At 63.5% G+C, this 21,075-nt stretch carries 13 protein-coding genes; 9 read left to right on the top strand and 4 right to left on the bottom strand.

Translation table 11 applies throughout. The features are described 5' to 3' along the window. The first annotated feature begins 478 nt into the window (after positions 1–478). The 6 genes from rluB (at position 479) to truB (ending at position 9,195) form a co-directional block, all read left to right on the top strand. The gene (rluB, locus tag HV670_RS09405) at positions 479–2,254 is read left to right on the top strand and encodes a 23S rRNA pseudouridine(2605) synthase RluB (protein ID WP_217478401.1); all 1,776 of its coding nucleotides are present in this window, start codon (positions 479–481) and stop codon (positions 2,252–2,254) included. 419 nt (positions 2,255–2,673) lie between these two features. Further along, positions 2,674–3,132, top strand: coding sequence for a ribosome maturation factor RimP (gene rimP, locus HV670_RS09400; RefSeq protein WP_175104498.1), 459 nt, complete (start codon positions 2,674–2,676; stop codon positions 3,130–3,132). Next, positions 3,129–4,601, top strand: a complete 1,473-nt coding sequence (gene nusA / locus HV670_RS09395) for a transcription termination factor NusA (RefSeq protein WP_175104497.1) — start codon at positions 3,129–3,131, stop codon at positions 4,599–4,601. Before rimP ends, nusA begins: the two co-directional genes overlap by 4 nt. A gap of 81 nt (positions 4,602–4,682) precedes the next feature. After that, entirely contained in the window at positions 4,683–7,652 is a 2,970-nt protein-coding gene (gene infB, locus HV670_RS09390; protein WP_175104496.1) for a translation initiation factor IF-2, read from the top strand. Between the two features lie 138 nt (positions 7,653–7,790). Beyond that, positions 7,791–8,180, top strand: coding sequence for a 30S ribosome-binding factor RbfA (gene rbfA / locus HV670_RS09385; protein WP_175104495.1), 390 nt, complete (start codon positions 7,791–7,793; stop codon positions 8,178–8,180). 103 nt (positions 8,181–8,283) lie between these two features. After that, a complete protein-coding gene (gene truB, locus HV670_RS09380) occupies positions 8,284–9,195 on the top strand; it encodes a tRNA pseudouridine(55) synthase TruB (RefSeq protein ID WP_175104494.1) in 912 nt (303 codons plus the stop codon). A 53-nt stretch (positions 9,196–9,248) separates the two neighbouring features. On the opposite strand, the gene HV670_RS09375 is transcribed toward truB, so the two are convergent. From HV670_RS09375 to HV670_RS09360, 4 genes are all read right to left on the bottom strand, one after another. After that, complete coding sequence (locus HV670_RS09375) at positions 9,249–10,805, bottom strand: DHA2 family efflux MFS transporter permease subunit (RefSeq protein ID WP_175104493.1); 1,557 nt, start codon at positions 10,803–10,805, stop codon at positions 9,249–9,251. 34 nt (positions 10,806–10,839) lie between these two features. Next, positions 10,840–12,021 (bottom strand): HlyD/EmrA/EmrK family protein, encoded by a 1,182-nt coding sequence (locus HV670_RS09370; RefSeq protein ID WP_175104492.1) that lies wholly within the window; start codon positions 12,019–12,021, stop codon positions 10,840–10,842. Between the two features lie 76 nt (positions 12,022–12,097). Continuing rightward, positions 12,098–13,678: an efflux transporter outer membrane subunit gene (locus HV670_RS09365; RefSeq protein ID WP_425511406.1), complete on the bottom strand. Its 1,581-nt coding sequence runs from the start codon at positions 13,676–13,678 to the stop codon at positions 12,098–12,100. 181 nt (positions 13,679–13,859) lie between these two features. Beyond that, positions 13,860–14,348 (bottom strand): MarR family winged helix-turn-helix transcriptional regulator, encoded by a 489-nt coding sequence (locus HV670_RS09360; protein ID WP_175104490.1) that lies wholly within the window; start codon positions 14,346–14,348, stop codon positions 13,860–13,862. Between the two features lie 225 nt (positions 14,349–14,573). On the opposite strand from HV670_RS09360, the gene typA reads away from it, so the two are divergent. The 3 genes from typA (at position 14,574) to odhB (ending at position 21,068) form a co-directional block, all read left to right on the top strand. Next, the gene (typA, locus tag HV670_RS09355) at positions 14,574–16,400 is read left to right on the top strand and encodes a translational GTPase TypA (RefSeq protein ID WP_175104489.1); all 1,827 of its coding nucleotides are present in this window, start codon (positions 14,574–14,576) and stop codon (positions 16,398–16,400) included. A 448-nt stretch (positions 16,401–16,848) separates the two neighbouring features. Further along, the gene (locus tag HV670_RS09350) at positions 16,849–19,704 is read left to right on the top strand and encodes a 2-oxoglutarate dehydrogenase E1 component (RefSeq protein ID WP_175104488.1); all 2,856 of its coding nucleotides are present in this window, start codon (positions 16,849–16,851) and stop codon (positions 19,702–19,704) included. A gap of 98 nt (positions 19,705–19,802) precedes the next feature. Then, positions 19,803–21,068 (top strand): 2-oxoglutarate dehydrogenase complex dihydrolipoyllysine-residue succinyltransferase, encoded by a 1,266-nt coding sequence (gene odhB, locus HV670_RS09345; RefSeq protein ID WP_175104487.1) that lies wholly within the window; start codon positions 19,803–19,805, stop codon positions 21,066–21,068. Positions 21,069–21,075 lie beyond the last annotated feature (7 nt).

Genomic DNA, 21,075 nt, shown 5'->3' with positions numbered 1-21,075 from the left:
ACGCGCTGCGGCTGGATCGGCTGAACAGTCGGCTGAAATCTCGACCGTGAGTTCGGCCGAAGCGAGCGACCGCTTCTCTGGTGAATCGAATGAGCAGGGCGAACAGACCGGCGGCGAACGAACCGAAGCGGGCGAACGAGGCGAACGAGGCGCACGCAGCGGTTTGCGCCGCGGTCCGCGCAGCCTGATCGCCCGACGCCGTGCGAGTAAGGCCAAAGATGCCGAAGGCGGCGATGTCACGGCCGAAGCGTCCCGTTCCGAGGCCGGCTTCACGTCTGACTCAGCCTCCGGATCTGCTTCTGCCTCTGATACACAGTCGACACGGCGCGGCGCGCACGATGATGCCTCGTCTCAATCTGGCGAGCATGCCGGTGATGCCGACGGCAATGTCGCCGCCGAATCACGCGAAGGCCATGGACGTCGTAGTAATAGCACGCCCCGTGCCCCGCGCCGCGGCCGTAACGCCGCTGCCGCAGCGGTGCAGGACAGTGCATCGCCCGTGCAATCTTCGGGATTGCCCCAGTCTTTCGATTCGAACGCGGATGACGATGCCGATTTCGGTACGAATGGCAATGTGATCGAGCCGGGCGCTGATGCGTCGGGCGCGCGTGAAACGTCGGGTGAGGGTGCCGAACCGCGTGGCCGGCGCAATAGCCGCGACGCGGGCGCGGGACGCGGCAACAGAGGTGATTCAAACGCAAACGCAGGCGATCGTCAGGGCCGTGGCCGTAACAGCGGTCCGCGCCAGGGTGCCGCGAACGGCGAGGCGCGCGAAGGCGGCCCTCGTTCGAACAACGGCAGGCAAGCCGGCGGCAACGGTACCGGCAAAGCAACGTCGGCCGGCGACGCGGCAGGACGTGTCGATGCCGAAGATCTGTTCGCCTACGTGAGTTCGCCGGCATTCGATGCCGACAACAGTGGCGGCAGCGGTGTCCGTGCGCCGATGTTGCGCCGCGGCCGCAAGCCGGCCGAGAAACCCAAGCGCGTACTGTCGCCGGATGATGATGCGCCGAAGCTGCACAAAGTACTCGCCGAAGCTGGCATGGGTTCGCGCCGCGAGATGGAAGAGCTGATTATCGCGGGACGCGTATCGGTCAATGGCGAGCCGGCCCATATCGGGCAGCGGATCATGCCGACCGACCAGGTTCGGATCAACGGCAAGCCGGTCAAGCGCAAGATCCAGAACAAGCCGCCCCGCGTGCTGATCTATCACAAGCCAACGGGGGAGATCGTCAGTCACTCGGATCCCGAAGGGCGCGCGTCCGTATTCGACAAGCTGCCGACGATGAAGACGGCGAAATGGCTGGCGGTCGGTCGTCTCGACTTCAATACCGAAGGCCTGTTGCTGCTCACGACTTCCGGCGATCTCGCCAACCGCTTCATGCATCCTCGCTACAGCGTCGAGCGTGAATACGCGGTCCGCGTGATCGGCGAACTGGCCGAAGGCTCGCGGCAAAAGCTGCTGAGCGGCGTCGAGCTCGAAGACGGCCCGGCAAATTTCCTGCGCATCGCCGATGGCGGTGGCGAAGGTACCAATCGCTGGTATCACGTTGCCCTGGCCGAGGGCCGCAATCGCGAGGTCCGGCGCATGTTCGAAGCGGTTGGCCTGACCGTGAGCCGGCTGATCCGCACGCGCCATGGCCCGGTTACGTTGCCGCGGGGCCTCAAGCGCGGCCGCTGGGAAGAGCTCGAGGACAATCAGGTGCGCGCGCTGCTCGGCGCCGTCGGTCTGAAGGCGCCGGTCGAGGAACGCGGTGGTCCGCGTGGCGCCGCGCAGCCCCGGCGCCAGCCGGATCCGATGCAGACGGCGCTTGGCTTTGCGGCCGAAACGGCGAATGCGGGTGCGAACCGCTTCGGTCCGCGCGGCCCGCGGCGCGCGAATCAGGCAACCTTCGCCGGCGTATTCACGGGCACGCCGCGCAACACTGCGAACCTGCCGGATAACATCGGCAACCGCGCGCCACGCAAGGGCGAAGGCGCCGGCGGCCCGGGAGCCGGTTCGCGCGGCAACGCCGGCGGTTATGGCGCACGCGGCGGCGGCGGTACAGGCGCAGGCGGGGGATACGGCGGCGGTCGCCCGGGTGGCAATGGCAATTTCGCCGGCGGTCGTTCGAGCGGGGGCGGTGGCGGCAACGGCAATGCGCGCGGTAACGGTCGTGACAACCGGGGCAATGCCGGCGGTCCGGCAGGCGGCACCGGCGAGGGTGGTGGGAATCCTCGTGGCGGTCAACGCAACCGCTCCCGTACTCGCTGATAAACACGAAATGGGGCCCTGGCCAGGACACGGGTCGGGGCACGGATCGAACGCGTATCGGCTCAAAGGGTGACCCGCCGGCCGGGTCGAACGGGCTCGCGCACGACTTGCAGGACTTGCTCCCGCGACCATCCGAACGGTGCGGAGCCTGAGTCCGGCGTTGCCAATGCCTTGAATTAAGTATAAAATCTTGCAGTCGCTGGGTCTTTGCTCTAACGCTTAATTGCGCTGCCCGACGAGCGACCAGCGGTAATGGAAGATGGGCGTTTCGCCCATTTTTTTTTGCCGAAACGGTTTCGCCCGACATGTTTTCGCCTGGTTCAAGGTCGATTTTTCGGGCGGCCAAGCGACCAATAACGACGACGGCAGCCGGACGGGTTCACCACTTCCGGGCTTACGCAACAACTCCTGGGGTTAAGGTGCAACTGACGGAACTGATAGAAACCACGGTGAGCGGGCTGGGTTACGAGCTGGTCGAGTTTGAACGATCGGGGCGCGGTTTTCTGCGCATATTTATTGACCAGCCGGCCGGTATCGCGATCGAGGATTGCGAAAAGGTCACTCGCCAGTTGCAACACGTGTTGACCGTTGAAGACTTCGACTATGAAAGGCTTGAAGTTTCATCGCCCGGTCTCGACCGTCCTCTCAGGAAGCTCGCGGATTTCACGCGCTTCGCCGGCAGCGAAGTGACGATTACGTTGAAAAAGCCGCTCGATGGCCGCAAGCAGTACCGCGGTGTGCTGCATGCACCGGCCGGCGAGACGATAGGATTGGAGTTCGAAGGAAAGGATGGCCCGGCCATGCTGGATTTCACGCTGGCCGATATCGATAAGGCACGTCTTGTTCCTCAAGTAGATTTTAGGAGCCGCAAACAATGAGTCGCGAAGTACTGATGCTGGTCGACGCGCTGGCGCGCGAGAAAAACGTCAATAAGGACGTCGTCTACGCCGCGCTCGAAGCCGCGCTGGCTTCGGCCACCAAGAAGCTTTACGACGATGCCGATATCCGTGTTCAGATCGACCGCGAATCAGGCGAGCATGAGACGTTTCGCCGTTGGCTCGTGGTGCCCGACGAGGCAGGCCTGCAGGAGCCCGATCAGCAGATTCTGCTGTTCGAGGCGCGCGAGCAGAATCCGGACATCAATGTCGGCGAGTTCATCGAGGAACCGATCGCGTCGATCGAGTTCGGCCGTATCGGCGCGCAGGCCGCCAAGCAGGTGATCCTGCAGAAGGTGCGCGACGCGGAACGCGAACAGATCCTCAATGATTTCCTCGATCGCGGCGAAAAGATCATGACCGGTACGGTCAAGCGGCTCGACAAGGGCAATCTGGTCGTCGAATCGGGCCGTGTCGAAGCGCTGCTGCGCCGCGACCAGCTGATTCCGAAGGAAAACCTGCGGGTCGGCGACCGCGCGCGGGCGTACATTACGAAGGTCGACCGGACCGCGCGCGGCCCGCAGATCGAACTGTCGCGCACGGCGCCCGAGTTTCTGATGAAGCTGTTCGAGTTCGAAGTCCCTGAAATCGAACAGGGTCTGCTCGAGATCAAGTCCGCCGCCCGCGATCCGGGTGTGCGCGCGAAGATCGCCGTGGTGGCCTACGACAAGCGGATCGATCCGATCGGCACCTGCGTGGGCATCCGCGGTTCACGGGTGCAGGCGGTTCGCAACGAACTCGGCGGCGAGAACGTCGATATCGTGCTGTGGTCGGAAGACCCCGCGCAGTTCGTGATCGGCGCACTCGCGCCGGCCGCGGTGCAGTCGCTCGTGGTCGATGAAGAAAAGCATGCGATGGATGTGGTCGTCGACGAGAACGAGCTGGCGGTCGCGATCGGCCGCAGCGGTCAGAACGTGCGCCTCGCGAGCGAGTTGACCGGCTGGCAGATCAACATCATGACGCCGGACGAGTCGGTCGCGAAGCAGACCGAGGAACGCACGGTCTACCGCGATTTGTTTATTTCGCGTCTCGATGTCGACGAGGAAGTCGCCGACATCCTGATTGACGAAGGCTTTACCAGTCTCGAAGAGATTGCCTACGTGCCGTTGAACGAAATGCTGGAAATCGAGGCATTCGACGACGATACCGTGCACGAGCTGCGCAATCGCGCACGCGACGCACTGCTCACGCAGGCCATCGCCAACGAGGAAAAGGTGGAGAATGTTGCCCTCGACTTGAAGAGCCTGGACGGCATGACTCCCGAGCTGCTCACGCAACTCGCCGAACACAAGGTTCAGACGCGTGACGATCTGGCCGAGCTGGCGGTGGATGAGCTGGTCGAAATGACCGCGATGGACGAGGAATCCGCAAAGGCGCTGATCATGAAGGCGCGCGAGCACTGGTTTCAGTGAGATCAGTATGCGAGCTTAGAGATTGCGGGTCGAGATTGTTTAACCGCAGGGACAATGATGGCCCTGCTCGATGAGGTTTGAATGGCGAGCAACAATGTAGCCCAATTTGCCGCGGAACTTAAAATGCCGGCCGGCGTGCTGCTGGAACAACTGCAGGCGGCTGGCGTGCAGAAAGCGAGTGAAGCGGATGTCTTGTCCGAGGCGGACAAGGCGCGTCTGCTCGACCACCTGCGCCGTGCCCACGGCGGTGGCGATGCGGACAAGCGCAAGATCACGCTGACGCGACGGCAAACGTCGGAAATCAAGCAATCCGACGCGACGGGTAAAGCTCGCACGATTCAAGTCGAGGTGCGCAAGAAGCGTACGTTCGTGAAGCGCGAAGACGGCGTGGAAGTGCCGGTGACGGTCGAGAACGACGACGCCGAAAACGCGCGGCTGGCTGAAGAGGCGCAACGCGCCGAACAGCTCGAACTCGAGGCGCAGGCTCTCCAGGCTCGTCAGGAACAATTGGCGCGCGAAGCGGAAGAACGCCGGTTGCGCGAAGAAGCAGCCGAGGCCGAACGTCGCCGCGCCGAGGAAGAAGCCGCGAAGCGTGCGGCCGAGGCGGCTGAACGCCAGGCGCGCGCCGCTGCGGAAAAGACCGCGGTCGCTCACGGTGAACCGGTACGCGCCGAGTCGGCCGACGAGCAGGCGGCGCAAGCCCGCAAGGACGCCGCCGACAAGGAAGCCGAAACGCGTGCGAATGCCCTGCGCGAGGCGAAGCGTGTCGAAGCCGAGAAGGCTGTCGCCGAGGCGAAGGTCGCGGCGGACCGCGCACGTGTCGAGCAAGCCGAGATTGGCAAGCGCCGTGCCGCTGCCGAGGCCGAGGCACGGGCGATCCGCGAAATGATGAACACGCCGCGCAAGGCGAAGGTCGTCGAAGCGCCGAAGCCGGTCGAAGCGCCGGTGGTAGCGGCTGCGGCTGCCGCCACCGCGGCAACGGCCAAGCCTGCCGAAGCGAAGGGTACGCTGCACAAGCCCGCACGTCCGGAAGGCGCGCCGGCGCGCCCGGCTGTCAAGAAGGCCGCACCGGGGTCGACCACGTCGCCGAGCGCGCCCGCGGGCGACAAGAAGCGCGGTGCGCCGGGCGCGAAGCCGGGCGGCTGGCAGGACGACGCATCGAAGCGTCGTGGTATCAAGACGCGCGGCGATTCGAGCGGCGGTGTCGATCGCAACTGGCGCGGCGGTCCGCGCGGTCGCGGGGGCAAGCATCAGGACAGCGGCACGGCTTTCACCGCGCCGGAACCGATCGTGCGCGAAGTGCACGTGCCGGAAACAGTCTCGGTTGCCGATCTCTCGCACAAGATGGCCGTGAAGGCTTCGGAAGTCATCAAGGTGATGATGAAGCTCGGCCAGATGGTCACGATCAACCAGGTGCTCGACCAGGAAACGGCGATGATCGTCGTCGAAGAACTCGGCCACCGCGCGGTTGCGGCCAAGCTCGACGATCCGGAAGCGATGCTCGTCGAAGGGATCGAAGGCGAAGCGCACGATGCGGAAGCGTTGCCGCGTCCGCCGGTTGTCACGGTCATGGGTCACGTCGACCACGGCAAGACCTCGCTGCTCGACTACATCCGTCGTGCCAAGGTCGCCGCGGGCGAAGCGGGCGGGATCACGCAGCATATCGGCGCGTATCACGTCGAGACGCCGCGCGGTGTCGTGACCTTCCTCGACACGCCGGGCCACGAGGCTTTCACGGCGATGCGGGCGCGCGGTGCGCAGGCGACCGACGTGGTCATTCTCGTGGTGGCCGCCGATGACGGCGTGATGCCGCAGACGAAGGAAGCGATCGCCCACGCGAAGGCCGGCAATGTGCCGATCGTCGTCGCGATCAACAAGATGGACAAGCCCGATGCGAACATCGAGCGCGTCAAGCAGGAGCTCGTCGCCGAAGGCGTCGTGCCGGAAGAGTACGGCGGCGAAGCCCCGTTCGTGCCGGTGTCGGCGAAGACCGGCATGGGGATCGACGACCTGCTCGAAAACGTGTTGCTGCAGGCTGAAGTCCTCGAGCTGACCGCGCCGGTCGACGCACCGGCCAAGGGTCTCGTGATCGAGGCGAAGCTCGACAAGGGCAAGGGCCCGGTCGCGACGGTGCTGATCCAGTCGGGTACGCTCAAGCGTGGCGACATGGTGCTCGCCGGTAGCGCCTACGGCCGCGTGCGGGCGATGCTCGACGAGAACGGCAAGCCGACGAAGGAAGCCGGCCCGTCGATCCCGGTCGAAATCCAGGGTCTGTCGGAAGTGCCGAACGCGGGCGAAGAAGTCATCGTGCTGCCGGACGAGCGCAAGGCGCGTGAAATCGCGCTGTTCCGCCAGGGCAAGTTCCGCGACGTGAAGCTGGCCAAGCAGCAGGCCGCGAAGCTCGAGAACTTCATGGACTCGATGACCGAAGGCGAGGTCCAGTACCTGCCCTTGATCGTCAAGGCCGATGTACAGGGTTCGCAGGAAGCGCTCGTGCATGCGTTGACCAAGCTGTCGACCAACGAAGTGCGCGTGCAGATCGTGCATGGCGCGGTCGGCGGCATCAGCGAATCGGATGTGAATCTCGCGACCGCTTCGAAGGCCGTGATCATCGGCTTCAATACGCGTGCCGATGCACTGGCCCGCAAGCTGGCCGAGTCGAACGGTATCGACATTCGCTACTACAACATCATCTATGACGCTGTGGATGAGGTGAAGGCGGCGATGTCGGGGATGCTGGCGCCGGAGAAGAAGGAAATCATCACGGGCCTCGTCGAAGTCCGTCAGGTCTTCAAGGTACCGAAGATCGGCGCGGTTGCGGGTTGTATGGTGCTCGACGGTACCGTCAAGCGCTCGTCGTCGGTTCGGGTGCTGCGCAACAACGTGGTGATCCATACCGGCGAGCTCGATTCGCTCAAGCGCTTCAAGGACGACGTGAAGGAAGTCAAGCAGGGCTTCGAGTGCGGGATGTCGGTGAAGAACTTCAACGATATCGTCGAAGGCGACCAGTTCGAGGTCTTCGAAGTCACGGAAGTCGCGCGGACGCTGTAAGTCTTGTGGAGTAGGACCGGAGCAGCCGCTGGCAAGTGCGCGGCTTCGTGGAGAGTTCGGCGGCCCCGGCCGCCGAATTCATTTGCGAATGTCGTTTGCGACAATGTCAGCGACGGCTGCGATTGACCGGAGTCATGTATGCCCAGAAAGAAAGCTGCCCCCAACCGCAATGTGCGGATTGCCGATCAGATCCAGCGTGATCTGTCGGAACTGATCGCGCGTGAGGTCAAGGATCCGCGGATCGGACTCGTCACGCTCCAGAGCGTCGAGCTCACGCCGGACTATGCGCACGCGAAGATCTTCTTCACGACCCTGACCGGCGATGCTGTCGAGACTCAGGCCGCCCTCAATCATGCGGCGGGCCATCTGCACAATCTGCTGTTCAAGCGCCTGCACATTCACACGGTGCCGGCACTGCATTTCGTGTTCGACGAGACTGTCGAACGCGCGGTCGAGATGTCGCGTCTGATCGACCACGCCAATTCCACGCGTGCGAAGGACGACGATACCCCTGCGACTCCGGAGTGAAGCGGCCGCGGCGTCGCGATCGCTGTATCCCGACCCTCGCGGCTTTTGTGCCTTGTCCCGGCCGATCTCTGTCCAATTCGCCCATGCCACGCGCACTGCCTGAATGAATCCTCAAAAGAAAATCCAACGCCGTCAGATTGACGGCGTTTTGCTATTGGACAAGCCGCTCGGCCTGTCGAGCAACGATGCGCTCGTGCGTGCGAAGCGCCTGTTCAATGCAAGGAAGGCGGGCCATACGGGCACGCTGGATCCGCTTGCGACCGGCCTGCTACCCCTGTGCTTCGGCGAAGCGACCAAGTTTTCGCAGGACCTGCTCGAAGCCGACAAGACTTATGAGTCGACCTTGAAACTGGGTGAACGCACGGCGAGCGGCGATGCGGAAGGCGAGGTCGTCGCGAGCCGCCCGGTCGAATGCGACGAGCGCGCGGTGGCCGAGGTGCTCGCGCAGTTTCGGGGCGAGATCCGCCAGGTGCCGCCGATGTATTCCGCGCTCAAGCGCGACGGCAAGCCGCTTTACGAGTACGCGCGGGCAGGGGAGACGCTCGAACGCGAGGCACGGGCCGTCACGATCCACTCGCTCGAGTTGATCGGCTGTGCGCTGCCCTATGTCACGATCCGCGTGACGTGCAGCAAGGGCACCTATGTTCGTACGCTTGGCGAGGATATCGGGGAGGCACTGGGTTGCGGGGCGCATCTGACGATGCTGCGCCGCACGGGTGTCGGCGCGCTGACGCTCGATCATGCCGTCACGCTCGAACAACTCGATGCTCTCGCGCCTGAAGGGCGCGATGCCTTGCTTGCGCCGGTCGACGCGCTGCTCGGCAGCTTCGAGGCAATCACGCTCGACGAGGATCAGACGCGCCGCTTCCTGCATGGACAGCGCCTGCGCATCTCGGACCGCGCGGCAGGCGAGCCTGCGCGCGTACGGATCTATTCGCCCGATGCGCGTCTGCTCGGAACGGCACAACTTCATGATGGCGTACTCGCGCCTGAACGGTTGATCGCTTCAGCGTAGACCGCGTGCAGGGCCACGCGGTGAACCCGCCACCGAGCGGCACACTGTGCCGCTCAGTGAGCCGCTGACGCCGCCGCCGCCGCCGCCGGCGTGGTCTTCTCAGGCTTGGTAATCCAGATCAGCGCGATCAGCGCGACAAAGATCGCCGACGAAATCCAGAAGCAGTCGTCCACGCCGAGCATCGCCGCCTGCTGCGAGACCGTGTTGTTAAACCACGCGTAGCCGAGCGTATCGCTGCCGTTCGAATGAAACTGCTGGATCTGCTGGTCGAAGACCGGATTGTAGGCATTCGCGTGCTCCATCAACTGCGCGTGATGCAGCGTCGAACGCCTGTCCCATACTGTCGTGAAGATCGACGAGCCGATCCCGCCGCACATGATCCGCACGAAATTCGAAAGGCCTGAGGCGGCCGGAATCTTGTTGCCCGGCAGTCCGTTGAGCGTGAGCGAGACGAGCGGAATGAAGAAGCCGGCCATGCCGACACCCTGGATCAGCGTTGGCATCACGAGCCAGTAGGTATCGACATCGGTCGTGTAAAGCGAACGCAGCCAGAACACGAACGCGAAGACGAGGAACGAAGCCGTTGCGATATAGCGTGGATCGGTCTTCGGCAGGAATTTGCCGGTCAGTGGTGAAAGCAGGATCGCGAACAGCCCGACAGGTGCCATCACGAGTCCTGCTTGGGTCGCGGTATAGCCGATGGTCGTCTGCAGCCACAGGGGTAGCAACACGAGGTTGCCGAAGTAAAGGCCATAGCCGATCGACAGGGCGATCGTACCGCCCGTGAAGTTGCGGCGCTTGAACAGGGAGAGATCGACCACCGGATGCTCGGCCGTCAGTTCCCAGATCACGAAGAACGCGAACGCGATGAGCGCGACGAGCGCGAGAATTACGATCGTCGGCGAGTTGAACCAGTCGAGGTCCTTGCCCTTGTCGAGCATCACCTGCAGCGAGCCGACCCAGACGATCAGCAGGCCGAGCCCGACACGGTCGATCGGTGCGATGTGGAGCGTCGATTCGCGATGGCGGAAGATGAACCAGGTCGCACCCGCCGCGAGAACGCCGACGGGAATATTGACGTAGAAGATCCAGGGCCAGGAGATATTGTCGGAGATCCAGCCGCCGAGAATCGGTCCGCAGACCGGCGCGACGAGCGTCGTCATCGCCCAGAGCGAGAGCGCCATCGGTGCCTTCGCACGTGGATAGCTCGCGAGCAGCAGCGTCTGCGAGAGCGGGATCATCGGGCCCGCGACGGCGCCCTGGAGCACCCGCGCGGCGAGCAGGAAGCCGAGCGTCGGCGATAGTCCGCACATCCACGAGGAGATCACGAACAGCACGATCGACCACATGAACAGGCGCACCTGCCCGATCCGGTTGGTGAGCCAGCCCGTGAGCGGTACCGAGATCGCATTGGCCGCGGCGAACGAAGTGATGACCCAGGTGCCCTGGTCCGACGAGACGCCGAGGTCGCCCGAGATCGAGGGAATCGACACATTGGCGATCGATGTGTCGAGCACGTTCATGAACACCGCGAGCGACACCGCGATGGTGCCGATCACCAATGCGCTGCCGCTCAGTGGGCCGTGTTCAACTGGCTTGCTGTCCGCCATATTATTTTTTTGCCCCGGTTGCTGACTTCGTCGCTTACTGCGTCGCGAGTGACGTTGAGCCGGTGTTTGCCGCGATGATACGGGCGATTTCGGCGTCCGCTTGTTCGCCGTACTTGTCGAACACGTTGGTTTCGTAGGTCGTGTTCGGCGCCGCGCCGAGTTGCGCGCCGTTGTCCGCCTTGACTGTCACGTCGACCTGCATCGACAGGCCGATGCGCAGCGGATGGGCTTCGAGTTCCTTCGGATCGAGCGCGATGCGCACCGGCAGGCGCTGGACCACCTTGATCCAGTTGCCGGTCGCGTTTTGCGCGGGCAGCAGCGAGAACGCGCTGCCTGTGCCCGCCGAGAAGCCCTGGACCTTGCCGTGGAAGACGACGGATGACCCGTAGACGTCGGCGGTCAGTTCGACAGGCTGTCCGATGCGCATGCCCTTGAGCTGGACTTCCTTGAAGTTCGCATCGACCCACACACTGTTGAGCGGCACGATCGCCATCAGCGGATTACCGGGCGAGACGCGCTGGCCGACCTGCACCGAGCGCTTCGCGACATAGCCGGTGACCGGCGCGGGCAGCGTATTGCGCGCGAAGTTGAGGTAGGCGTCGCGGACCTTCGCGGCGGCGGCGAGCACGTTCGGGTGCTCGGCAATCGACGTACGTTCCGTCAGGGCGCGGTTCGATGCGAGATTCTGCTCCGCTGCGACCAGCGCGGCCTTCGCGACCTTCACGGCATCCTGTGCGTGCGAGATTTCCTCGAGCGAGACGGCGCCGGTCTGCGCGACGCTCATGCGGCGCTTGTAGTCGTCCTGCGCGCGCGCAAGGTCGGCTTCGCGCTGCGTCACGTCGGCCTGGTAGGCGTTGTTGTTCACATACAGCGTACGCACCTGACGAACCGTCTGGGCGAGATTGGCCTCGGCCTGCTGGAGGGCGATTTTCGAATCGGCCGGGTCGAGCACGACGAGCGGCTGGCCGACCTGGATGGTTTGCGTGTCGTCGGCGTTGACCGCGATGACCGTGCCGACGACCTGCGGCGTGATTTGCACGACATTGCCGTTGACGTAAGCGTCGTCGGTGTCTTCGTGATAGCGCGCGTAAGTGAAGTAGTAGAACGCGTAGGCGACTGCGGCGATGATGATGACAAGCGTCAGCAGCAACATCATCCGCGCGCGCTTATTGTTCTTCGGTTGTTCAACCGGCGCTGGGCTCTGGGGTGTGCTCATGGTCTGCTCCGTACTCTCTCTGATCTCGTGCCCGGGCTCCGCGGTGGGGCCCGATGGTCGTTGGCTTTAGTTGTTCTTATTTGTTCTGTGCTTGCGGGGGCGTGACGTCCGCGGGGGCCGGGGTCGCCGGGCCGGGCGGGGACGCCTCATGTTCGCGCAGCGCGGGCAGGAATACCGGGCTGTTCGACGACGGCACCGCGCCGGCGAGCGGCGGTGTGAGCTCCGCGGCATCCGAATCGAAACCGCCGCCGAGCGACTTGATCAAGGCGATCTGCTGCGAACGGCGGTCCATCTTCAGCGCGACGACAGACTGCTCCTGCGCGAGCAGGTTCTCGTCGGCGCTGAGCACTTGCAACTGCGGCGACAGTCCCGCCCTGTAGCGAATCACGGCGAGATCGTAGGCATGGCTGGTCGCATCGTAGGCGGCCTGGGCGTCGATGAGCTGCTTGTTGGTCGAACGGATCGAGGCGATCTGCGTCGCGACGTCGTTGAGTGCATCGACGAGGGTCGAGTTGTAGTCCGCGACCGCGAGGTCGAAGTCCGCATACCGGCCCTTCAACTGCGAGCGACGCTCGCCGCCGCCGAAGAACGGCAGGTTGACCGCTGGGCCGGCCGCGAACTGGCGGCTACCGAACTGGAGGAAGTTCGACCAGCCGAATGAATCGAAGCCCGCAAGGGCCGCAAGGTTGACGTCGGGAAAGAACTCCGCCTTGGCCGACGTGATGTCGTGCTGCGTACTGTCGATCTTCCAGCGCGCGGCGACCAGATCGGGCCGGCGCGAGAGCAGGTTGGCCGGCACGTTGTCGGGCATCGGCACATCGGCGGCCGGGGTCATGGTCGGCTTCGCGATCGACAGGCCACGGTCCGGACCTTTGCCGAGCAAGGCGCCGAGCTGGTAGCGGGTACGCGTGATCTGGCCGTCCAGTTGCGTGAGCGAGGCCTGGCTCGAGGCGATATTGCCGTCCGAGGTGCGCCGTTCGACCTGCGTGTCGAGACCGGCCGCGACGCGGCCCACGGTGATGCGGCCGACTTCGCGGCGGGCCTGGATTTCGCGCTCGGCGACGTCGCGCAGCGCATATTCGCGCGCGAGCTCGTTGTAGGCCTGAGCGATCGAAGTCGCGAGAATCAGGCGGACCTCCTGCTCATCGGCTTCGGCCAGTTTTTGCTGCGAAATCGCGGAGCGCGTCGCTTCACGATACTTGCCCCAGAGGTCGAGATTCCACGAAGCGTTCAGCAGCACCTTGTTCTCGCTGTACCACGAACCACCGTACGGCGGCGGGTAGAGCCCGTTGGCCGAATAGAGTTCGCGGCTCCAGGAATAGGTGATGCTCGACGACGGCAATTGGGCCGCGTGCTGCAACTGGACGTAGGACACGGCCTGCTCGATGCGGGCCTTGGCCTGCGCAATGCTCGGGCTGTTCTCGAGGCCTTCGGCGATCAGTTGCGAAAGCTGCGGATCGCCAAACCGGTCGGCCCAGCTCGAATCAGGCCACTTGCCGCCCTCGGCGGGAATGGTCAGATGGGCGTCGAGTTGCTGAGTGTCGACGGTCGTCTTGTTGCTGCCGATGTCGCCGTAGCCAAGGCAGCCGCCCAAGGACGCAGCCAGCATGGTCGTGGCGGCCGCGGCCGCGAGGGTACGCAGCTTGCGCGATCGCAGCGACACGGCGATCGACCCCGCGATCGACCCTTTGACCGACGTAGAAGGAGAAGCGGGAAGGGAAGCGTTCATTGCTCGACTCAAATTTATCTCGAAGAGAACCGTGTCGCGGGAGCAATGCGACGGTGGGCGAACGAACCCGTGCACGGCCGCCGCTTCCGGCGAAATAATCGATAGCATTTCATTGCTCCAGGCCGGCTCGCGGATATTCGTTGTTATTTGCCAGCATGCGCCTGAGCATGCCTTTTAGGAGACCGACCTCTTCGGGGCTGAAGCCCCGCAACAGCTTGTCCAACACTTCGTCGTACAACGCGGGCATGCGTTCGGCATACATCCTGCCTTGCCCGGTGAGCCGCAGCTTGACGACTCGCCGGTCGTCCTCGCTGCGCACGCGCACCAGTAAACCGCGCTTTTCGAGGCGATCGATGAGTCGCGTCACCGCGCTCGCATCGATGCCGTACTGCTTGGCCAGTTCGGCCGCCGCCAGACATTGCCCACTCGCCAGCATCGACAGCATCGAGGCCTGAGTCGCGGTGACGCCGAGTTCCTGCATGGTCATCTGCGTGACGGCATTCCACAGCGCCGAACGCACGCGTGCCAATAGATAGCCGATGCTGTCTTCCATGCGGGCGGCAAAGTCTACCGACGAGGCGTGCGTCAACGGATCCATTGGGCGGATACATGCGACTGCAATATTTGTCTAGGCAGCAGTATACGGAAGTTTAATTGACACGGCAAGCATATGTCAGACGATTCGGGCCGCGTTGTCAGCGTTCGACTACCCTCGGGAGAGTCGAACTCCTGACTCTTTGCCGTGCTACACTTACGGGTTTTCGATAATCGAAAAAGGCAAAGGCGCGGCATTCCGCACTCGTCGCTGCCAATTTCCCCCTATATGACCCGCGCTCTCCGCAACATCGCCATTATTGCCCACGTCGACCACGGCAAGACTACACTCGTCGACCAATTGCTCCGCCAGTCGGGCACCTTTCGAGAGAACCAGGCAGTCGTCGAACGCGTGATGGACTCGAACGACATCGAAAAGGAACGTGGCATCACGATCCTTGCGAAGAACTGCGCGGTCGAATATGAGGGTACCCATATCAACATCGTCGACACACCGGGCCACGCCGACTTCGGCGGCGAGGTCGAACGGGTGCTGTCGATGGTCGACTCCGTGCTGCTGCTCATCGACGCGGTCGACGGCCCGATGCCGCAGACCCGTTTCGTGACGCGCAAGGCGCTCGCGCTCGGCCTCAAGCCGATCGTCGTCGTCAACAAGGTCGACCGTCCGGGCGCACGCGCCGAATGGGCCGTCAACCAGACGTTCGACCTGTTCGACAAGCTGGGTGCGTCGGACGAGCAGCTCGATTTCCCCGTGGTCTACGCTTCGGCGCTCAACGGCTATGCGAGCCTCGATCCGGAAAACCGCGAAGGCACGATGCGTCCGCTGTTCGAGGCGATCCTCGAGCACGTGCCGGTTCGTCCGGCTGACCCGGACGGTCCCCTCCAGCTCCAGATCACCTCGCTCGACTATTCGAGCTACGTCGGCCGTATCGGCGTGGGCCGCATCGCGCGCGGCCGCGTCAAGGTCGGCATGCCGGTGGTCATGCGTGCCGGTCCGGAAGGCGAGATCCTGAACCGCAAGATCAACCAGGTGCTGACCTTCCACGGCCTCGAGCGCCAGCAGGTCGAGTACGCTGAAGCCGGCGACATCGTGCTGATCAACGGTATCGAAGACATCGGCATCGGCGTGACGATCTGCTCGCCCGAAAATCCGGAAGCACTGCCGCTCATTACCGTCGACGAACCGACGCTGACGATGAACTTCCTCGTCAATTCGTCGCCGCTCGCCGGCCGCGAAGGCAAGTTCGTGACGAGCCGCCAGATCCGCGACCGCCTGAACCGCGAACTGAACCACAACGTCGCGCTGCGCGTGCGCGATACCGGCGACGAGACGGTGTTCGAAGTATCGGGCCGGGGCGAACTGCACTTGACGATTCTGGTCGAGAACATGCGCCGCGAAGGGTATGAACTCGCCGTATCGCGTCCGCGTGTAGTCACGCGTGAAATCGATGGCGTGCGCTGCGAGCCCTATGAATTGTTGACGGTCGACCTCGAAGACGGAAACCAGGGCGCCGTGATGGAAGAACTGGGCCGCCGCAAGGGTGAACTGCTCGATATGGCGTCCGACGGCCGCGGCCGTACGCGCCTCGAGTACCGGATTCCGGCGCGTGGGCTGATCGGCTTCCAGGGCGAGTTCCTGACGCTGACGCGCGGCACCGGCCTCGCGAGCCATATTTTCGACTCGTTCGCACCGGTCAAGGACGGCAGCATCGGTGAACGGCGCAACGGCGTGCTGATCTCGCAGGAAGACGGCCAGGCCGTTGCCTACGCGCTCTGGAAACTTCAGGATCGGGGCCGCATGTTCGTGGTGCCGGGTGATGCGCTCTATGAAGGCATGATCATCGGCATTCACAGTCGTGACAACGACCTCGTCGTGAACCCGATCAAGGGCAAGCAGCTGACCAACGTGCGCGCTTCGGGCACCGACGAAGCCGTGCGCCTCGTGCCGTCGATCCAGATGTCGCTCGAATATGCGGTGGAATTCATCGACGACGACGAACTCGTCGAAGTGACGCCGCAGTCGATTCGTCTGCGCAAGCGTTACCTGAAAGAGCATGAACGCCGTCGTGCGGGCCGTGAGGCCGTGACGGAGTAAGTATCAGAAGAGGCCGTGCGAGATTGATCGCACGGCCTTTTTTTTTGCATCGGCCTGGGTCGCGTTCGGCGACGGCGTTGGATCCGGGAGTGGTTTTTGTTCCTGTTTCACCGGCGCCATTCAAGAACCGTCGCGCCGCGCCGTAAAGTAGTGAACGAAACAATTGCTGCGTGGCGATCCAGTGCGCCGTGCGCAAGCCAGTCGAGTTGCACGGTCTTTGTGCAGGAGGCCGTCGAGCCTTGTCCCATAAGGCTTGGCCTGTGCGACGACGGTGCTTTGCCCTGCGTGAGGTGTGCTTACGTGATATTCTCGTAGCGTTGTGAGTTTGTTTTTTTTGGTCCTTCCTGCACAACTTGATGTCTGCGCATCCGCTAAACGGTCAGGCCGTGTCGCGGAAGGTTGAGTAACCCGCGTTTCTCGAGAAACTCGAAGAAAGGTGAGCGTCAAAATGATGAAAGAATCTCAGTCGAACTCCTATTTGTTCGGCGGCAATGCTCCGTACGTCGAAGAGCTTTACGAAGCCTATCTGGACAACCCGGGCTCCGTGCCCGATAACTGGCGCGAGTATTTCGACGCGCTTCAGAACGTGCCCGCGGTCGACGGCTCCGCCGCCAACGACGTCGCGCACGCTCCGATCGTCGAATCGTTTGCACAGCGTGCCCGCTCCAACAGCTTCCTGCCCCGGGCCGGCGCGAAAGACATGTCGACCGCGCGCAAGCAGGTCTTCGTGCAGTCGCTGATCGGTGCCTACCGTTTCCTCGGTGCACGCTGGGCGAATCTCGATCCGCTCAAGCGCCAGGAACGTCCCCATATCCCCGAGCTCGAACCCGCGTTCTACGACTTCACCGAAGCCGACATGGACCAGGTGTTCGACGCAAGCAATCTGTACTTTGGTTTTGGCCAGGCGACGCTGCGCGAGATCATCAAGGCCCTGCGCGATACCTACTGCGGCACGATCGGCGCCGAGTACATGTATATCAGCGATCCCGAGCAAAAGCGCTGGTGGAAGGAGCGCCTCGAATCGACGCGCGCCACGCCGAATTTCTCTGTCGAGAAGAAGAAGCACATCCTCGAGCGCCTGACCGCATCCGAAGGTCTCGAACGCTATCTCCATACCCGCTATGTCGGCCAGAAGCGTTTCTCGCTCGAAGGCGGTGAAAGCTTTATCGCGTCGATGGACGAACTGGTCCATCACTCGGGTGAGCGCGGTGTCCAGGAAATCGTGATCGGCATGGCCCACCGCGGCCGCCTGAACGTGCTGGTCAATACGCTCGGCAAGATGCCGGCGGACCTGTTCGCCGAGTTCGAAGGCAAGCACGTCGACGACCTGCCGGCCGGCGACGTCAAGTATCACAAGGGTTTCTCCTCGGACATCTCGACTGCGGGCGGCCCGGTCCACCTGTCGCTCGCATTCAATCCCTCGCACCTCGAAATCGTCAACCCGGTCGTCGAAGGCTCGGCGAAGGCGCGCATGGAGCGCCGCGGCGACGAGAACGGCCTGCAGGTGCTGCCGGTCCAGGTGCATGGCGATGCGGCCTTCGCGGGTCAGGGTGTCGTAATGGAGACGCTGAACCTTGCCCAGACGCGCGGCTACGGCACGCACGGCACGGTCCACATCGTGATCAACAACCAGATCGGTTTCACGACCTCCGACCCGCGCGACTCGCGCTCGACGCTGTATTGCTCGGACGTCGTCAAGATGATCGAGGCGCCGGTGCTCCACGTGAACGGTGACGATCCCGAAGCGGTCGTGCTCGCTACGCAGCTCGCGCTCGATTTCCGCCAGGAATTCCACAAGGACGTCGTTGTCGACATCGTCTGCTTCCGCAAGCTCGGTCACAACGAGCAGGACACGCCGGCTGTCACCCAGCCGCTGATGTACAAGACCATCGCGAAGCATCCCGGCACGCGTGCGCTGTATGCCGAGAAGCTCGTCGCGCAGGGCGTGCTGACCGCCGAAGAAGCCGACGGGTACGCGAAGCAATACCGCAAGGCGATGGACGAAGGTCATCACACGATCGACCCCGTGCTCTCGAACTACAAGAGCAAGTACGCAGTCGACTGGGTGCCGTTCCTGAACCGCAAGTGGACCGACGCCGCCGACACGGCCGTGCCGCTCGCGGAACTCAAGCGCCTCGCCGAACGCGTGACGACGGTTCCGCAGAACTTCAAGCTGCACCCGCTCGTCGAGCGCGTGGTCAACGATCGCCGCGCGATGGGGCGTGGCGAGTCGTCGCTCGACTGGGGCATGGGTGAAACACTCGCCTATGCATCGCTCGTCGCCTCGGGCTACGCTGTGCGCCTGACCGGCCAGGACAGCGGCCGCGGGACGTTCACCCATCGCCATGCGGTGCTGCACGACCAGAACCGCGAACGCTGGAACGACGGCACGTATATCCCGCTGCAGAACGTGGCCGAGAACCAGGCCAAGTTCACTGTGATCGACTCGGTGCTGTCCGAAGAAGCCGTGCTCGGCTTCGAATACGGCTACTCGAGCGCTGAACCGAACACCTTCGTCGCGTGGGAAGCGCAGTTCGGCGATTTCGTGAACGGTGCGCAGGTCGTGATCGACCAGTTCATTTCGTCGGGCGAAGTGAAGTGGGGCCGCGCCTCGGGTCTCACGATGCTGCTGCCGCACGGTTATGAAGGGCAGGGTCCGGAACACTCGTCGGCGCGTATCGAACGCTTCCTTCAGCTGTGTGCCGACAACAACATGCAAGTGGTCCAGCCGACCACGCCTGCGCAGATGTTCCACCTGCTGCGCCGCCAGATGATCCGCTTGTTCCGCAAGCCGCTCATCGTCGCGACGCCGAAGTCGTTGCTGCGCCACAAGGAAGCGGTCAGCGACCTGTCGGAACTGGCGAAGGGCAGCTTCCATCCGGTGCTCGGCGAAGTCGACGAGAGCATCGAAGCGAAGAAGGTCAAGCGCGCGATCGTGTGCTCGGGGCGCGTGTACTACGACCTGATCGCGCATCGCCGCGAAACGAAGGTCAAGGACATCGCGATCATCCGTATCGAGCAGCTCTATCCGTTCGCCCACAAGGCGTTCGAAGGCGAGTTGAAGAAGTACGAAAACCTCACTGAAGTCGTGTGGGTGCAGGACGAGCCGCAGAATCAGGGCCCGTGGTTCTACATCGAGCATCATCTGCTCGAGGGTCTCAAGGAAGGCCAGAAGCTCGCGTACAGCGGCCGCCCGGCATCGGCATCGCCGGCCGTCGGCTACTACGCAAAGCACTACGAGCAGCTCAAGGCGCTGATCGAAGGTGCGTTCGGCCGTCTGAAGGGCGCCATCACCACGAAATAAACAGGCTAAACGCGGTGCGGGGAGCAAGGCTCCCCGCCCGGCGGTGTGCGCACACGCACACGCCTGCCTCCACATTTAGCAAAGTCAGGATTAAAGAAATGTCTATTGTTGAAGTCAAGGTCCCACAACTGTCCGAATCGGTTTCGGAAGCGACGCTGCTCACCTGGAAGAAACGGCCCGGCGACAAGGTTGAGATCGACGAGATTCTGATTGAAGTCGAAACCGACAAAGTCGTGCTCGAAGTGCCGGCGCCCGCAGCGGGCGTGCTCGTCAAGTTCGAACAGGAAGACGGCGCGACGGTCGCCGCCGAACAGGTGATCGCGACGATCGACACGGAAGGCAAGGCTGGCGCCGCGCCGAGCGAAGTCAAGGCGGCGCCCGTCGCCGAGAAGAGCGCGCCGGCCGCTGCCCCGGCCCAGCCTGCTGCTGCGGCAACGGGTTCGTCGAGCGCGGTGGCTGCACCGTCGGCTGCGAAGCTGATGAACGAGAAGGGCCTCGGCGCGGGCGATGTCGCCGGCACGGGCCGCGACGGCCGTATCACGAAGGGCGATGTGCTGAGCGCCGGTGCGAAGCCGGCCGCCGCGCCCGCAGCGGCTCCGAAGGCCGCGCGACCGGCACTGCAGGCCGTGGCTGCGCCGACCAAGGGTGCCGACTGGCTCCAGGATCGTCCGGAACAACGCGTGCCGATGTCGCGCCTGCGTGCGCGCGTCGCTGAACGCCTGCTCGAGTCGCAGGCGACCAACGCGATCCTGACGACCTTCAATGAAGTGAACATGGCGCCGGTCATGGACCTGCGCGCGAAGTACAAGGACAAGTTCGAGAAGGAACATGGCGTGAAGCTCGGCTTCATGTCCTTCTTCGTGAAGGCCGCGGTCCACGCGCTCAAGAAATACCCGGTCGTGAACGCATCGGTCGACGGCACGGACATCGTCTATCACGGCTACTTCGACATCGGTATCGCAGTCGGTTCGCCGCGCGGCCTCGTGGTGCCGATCGTGCGTAATGCCGACCAGCTGAGCCTCGCCGACATCGAAAAGAAGATTGCCGAATTCGGCCAGAAGGCGAAGGACGGCAAGATTTCGCTCGACGACCTGACCGGCGGCACATTCTCGATCTCGAACGGCGGTACGTTCGGCTCGATGCTGTCGACGCCGATCATCAACCCGCCGCAGTCCGCGATTCTCGGCGTGCATGCGACGAAGGACCGCGCCGTGGTCGAAAACGGCCAGATCGTGATCCGTCCGATGAACTACCTCGCGATGTCGTACGACCACCGGATCATCGATGGCCGCGAAGCCGTGCTCGCACTCGTCGCCATGAAGGAAGCGCTCGAAGATCCGGCGCGCCTGCTGCTCGACCTGTAATCACTCG

Source organism: Pararobbsia alpina (assembly GCF_902859895.1).
Lineage (GTDB): Bacteria > Pseudomonadota > Gammaproteobacteria > Burkholderiales > Burkholderiaceae > Pararobbsia > Pararobbsia alpina.
This window is presented reverse-complemented; position numbering and strand designations above follow the sequence as displayed.

Coding starts and splice junctions, on each gene's coding strand:
- infB (WP_175104496.1), top strand. CDS start 4,683: ATGGCGAGCAACAATGTAGCCCAATTTGCCGCGGAACTTAAAATGCCG.
- nusA (WP_175104497.1), top strand. CDS start 3,129: ATGAGTCGCGAAGTACTGATGCTGGTCGACGCGCTGGCGCGCGAGAAA.
- HV670_RS09350 (WP_175104488.1), top strand. CDS start 16,849: ATGATGAAAGAATCTCAGTCGAACTCCTATTTGTTCGGCGGCAATGCT.
- truB (WP_175104494.1), top strand. CDS start 8,284: ATGAATCCTCAAAAGAAAATCCAACGCCGTCAGATTGACGGCGTTTTG.
- odhB (WP_175104487.1), top strand. CDS start 19,803: ATGTCTATTGTTGAAGTCAAGGTCCCACAACTGTCCGAATCGGTTTCG.
- HV670_RS09370 (WP_175104492.1), bottom strand. CDS start 12,021: ATGAGCACACCCCAGAGCCCAGCGCCGGTTGAACAACCGAAGAACAAT.
- rbfA (WP_175104495.1), top strand. CDS start 7,791: ATGCCCAGAAAGAAAGCTGCCCCCAACCGCAATGTGCGGATTGCCGAT.
- HV670_RS09360 (WP_175104490.1), bottom strand. CDS start 14,348: ATGGATCCGTTGACGCACGCCTCGTCGGTAGACTTTGCCGCCCGCATG.
- typA (WP_175104489.1), top strand. CDS start 14,574: ATGACCCGCGCTCTCCGCAACATCGCCATTATTGCCCACGTCGACCAC.
- HV670_RS09375 (WP_175104493.1), bottom strand. CDS start 10,805: ATGGCGGACAGCAAGCCAGTTGAACACGGCCCACTGAGCGGCAGCGCA.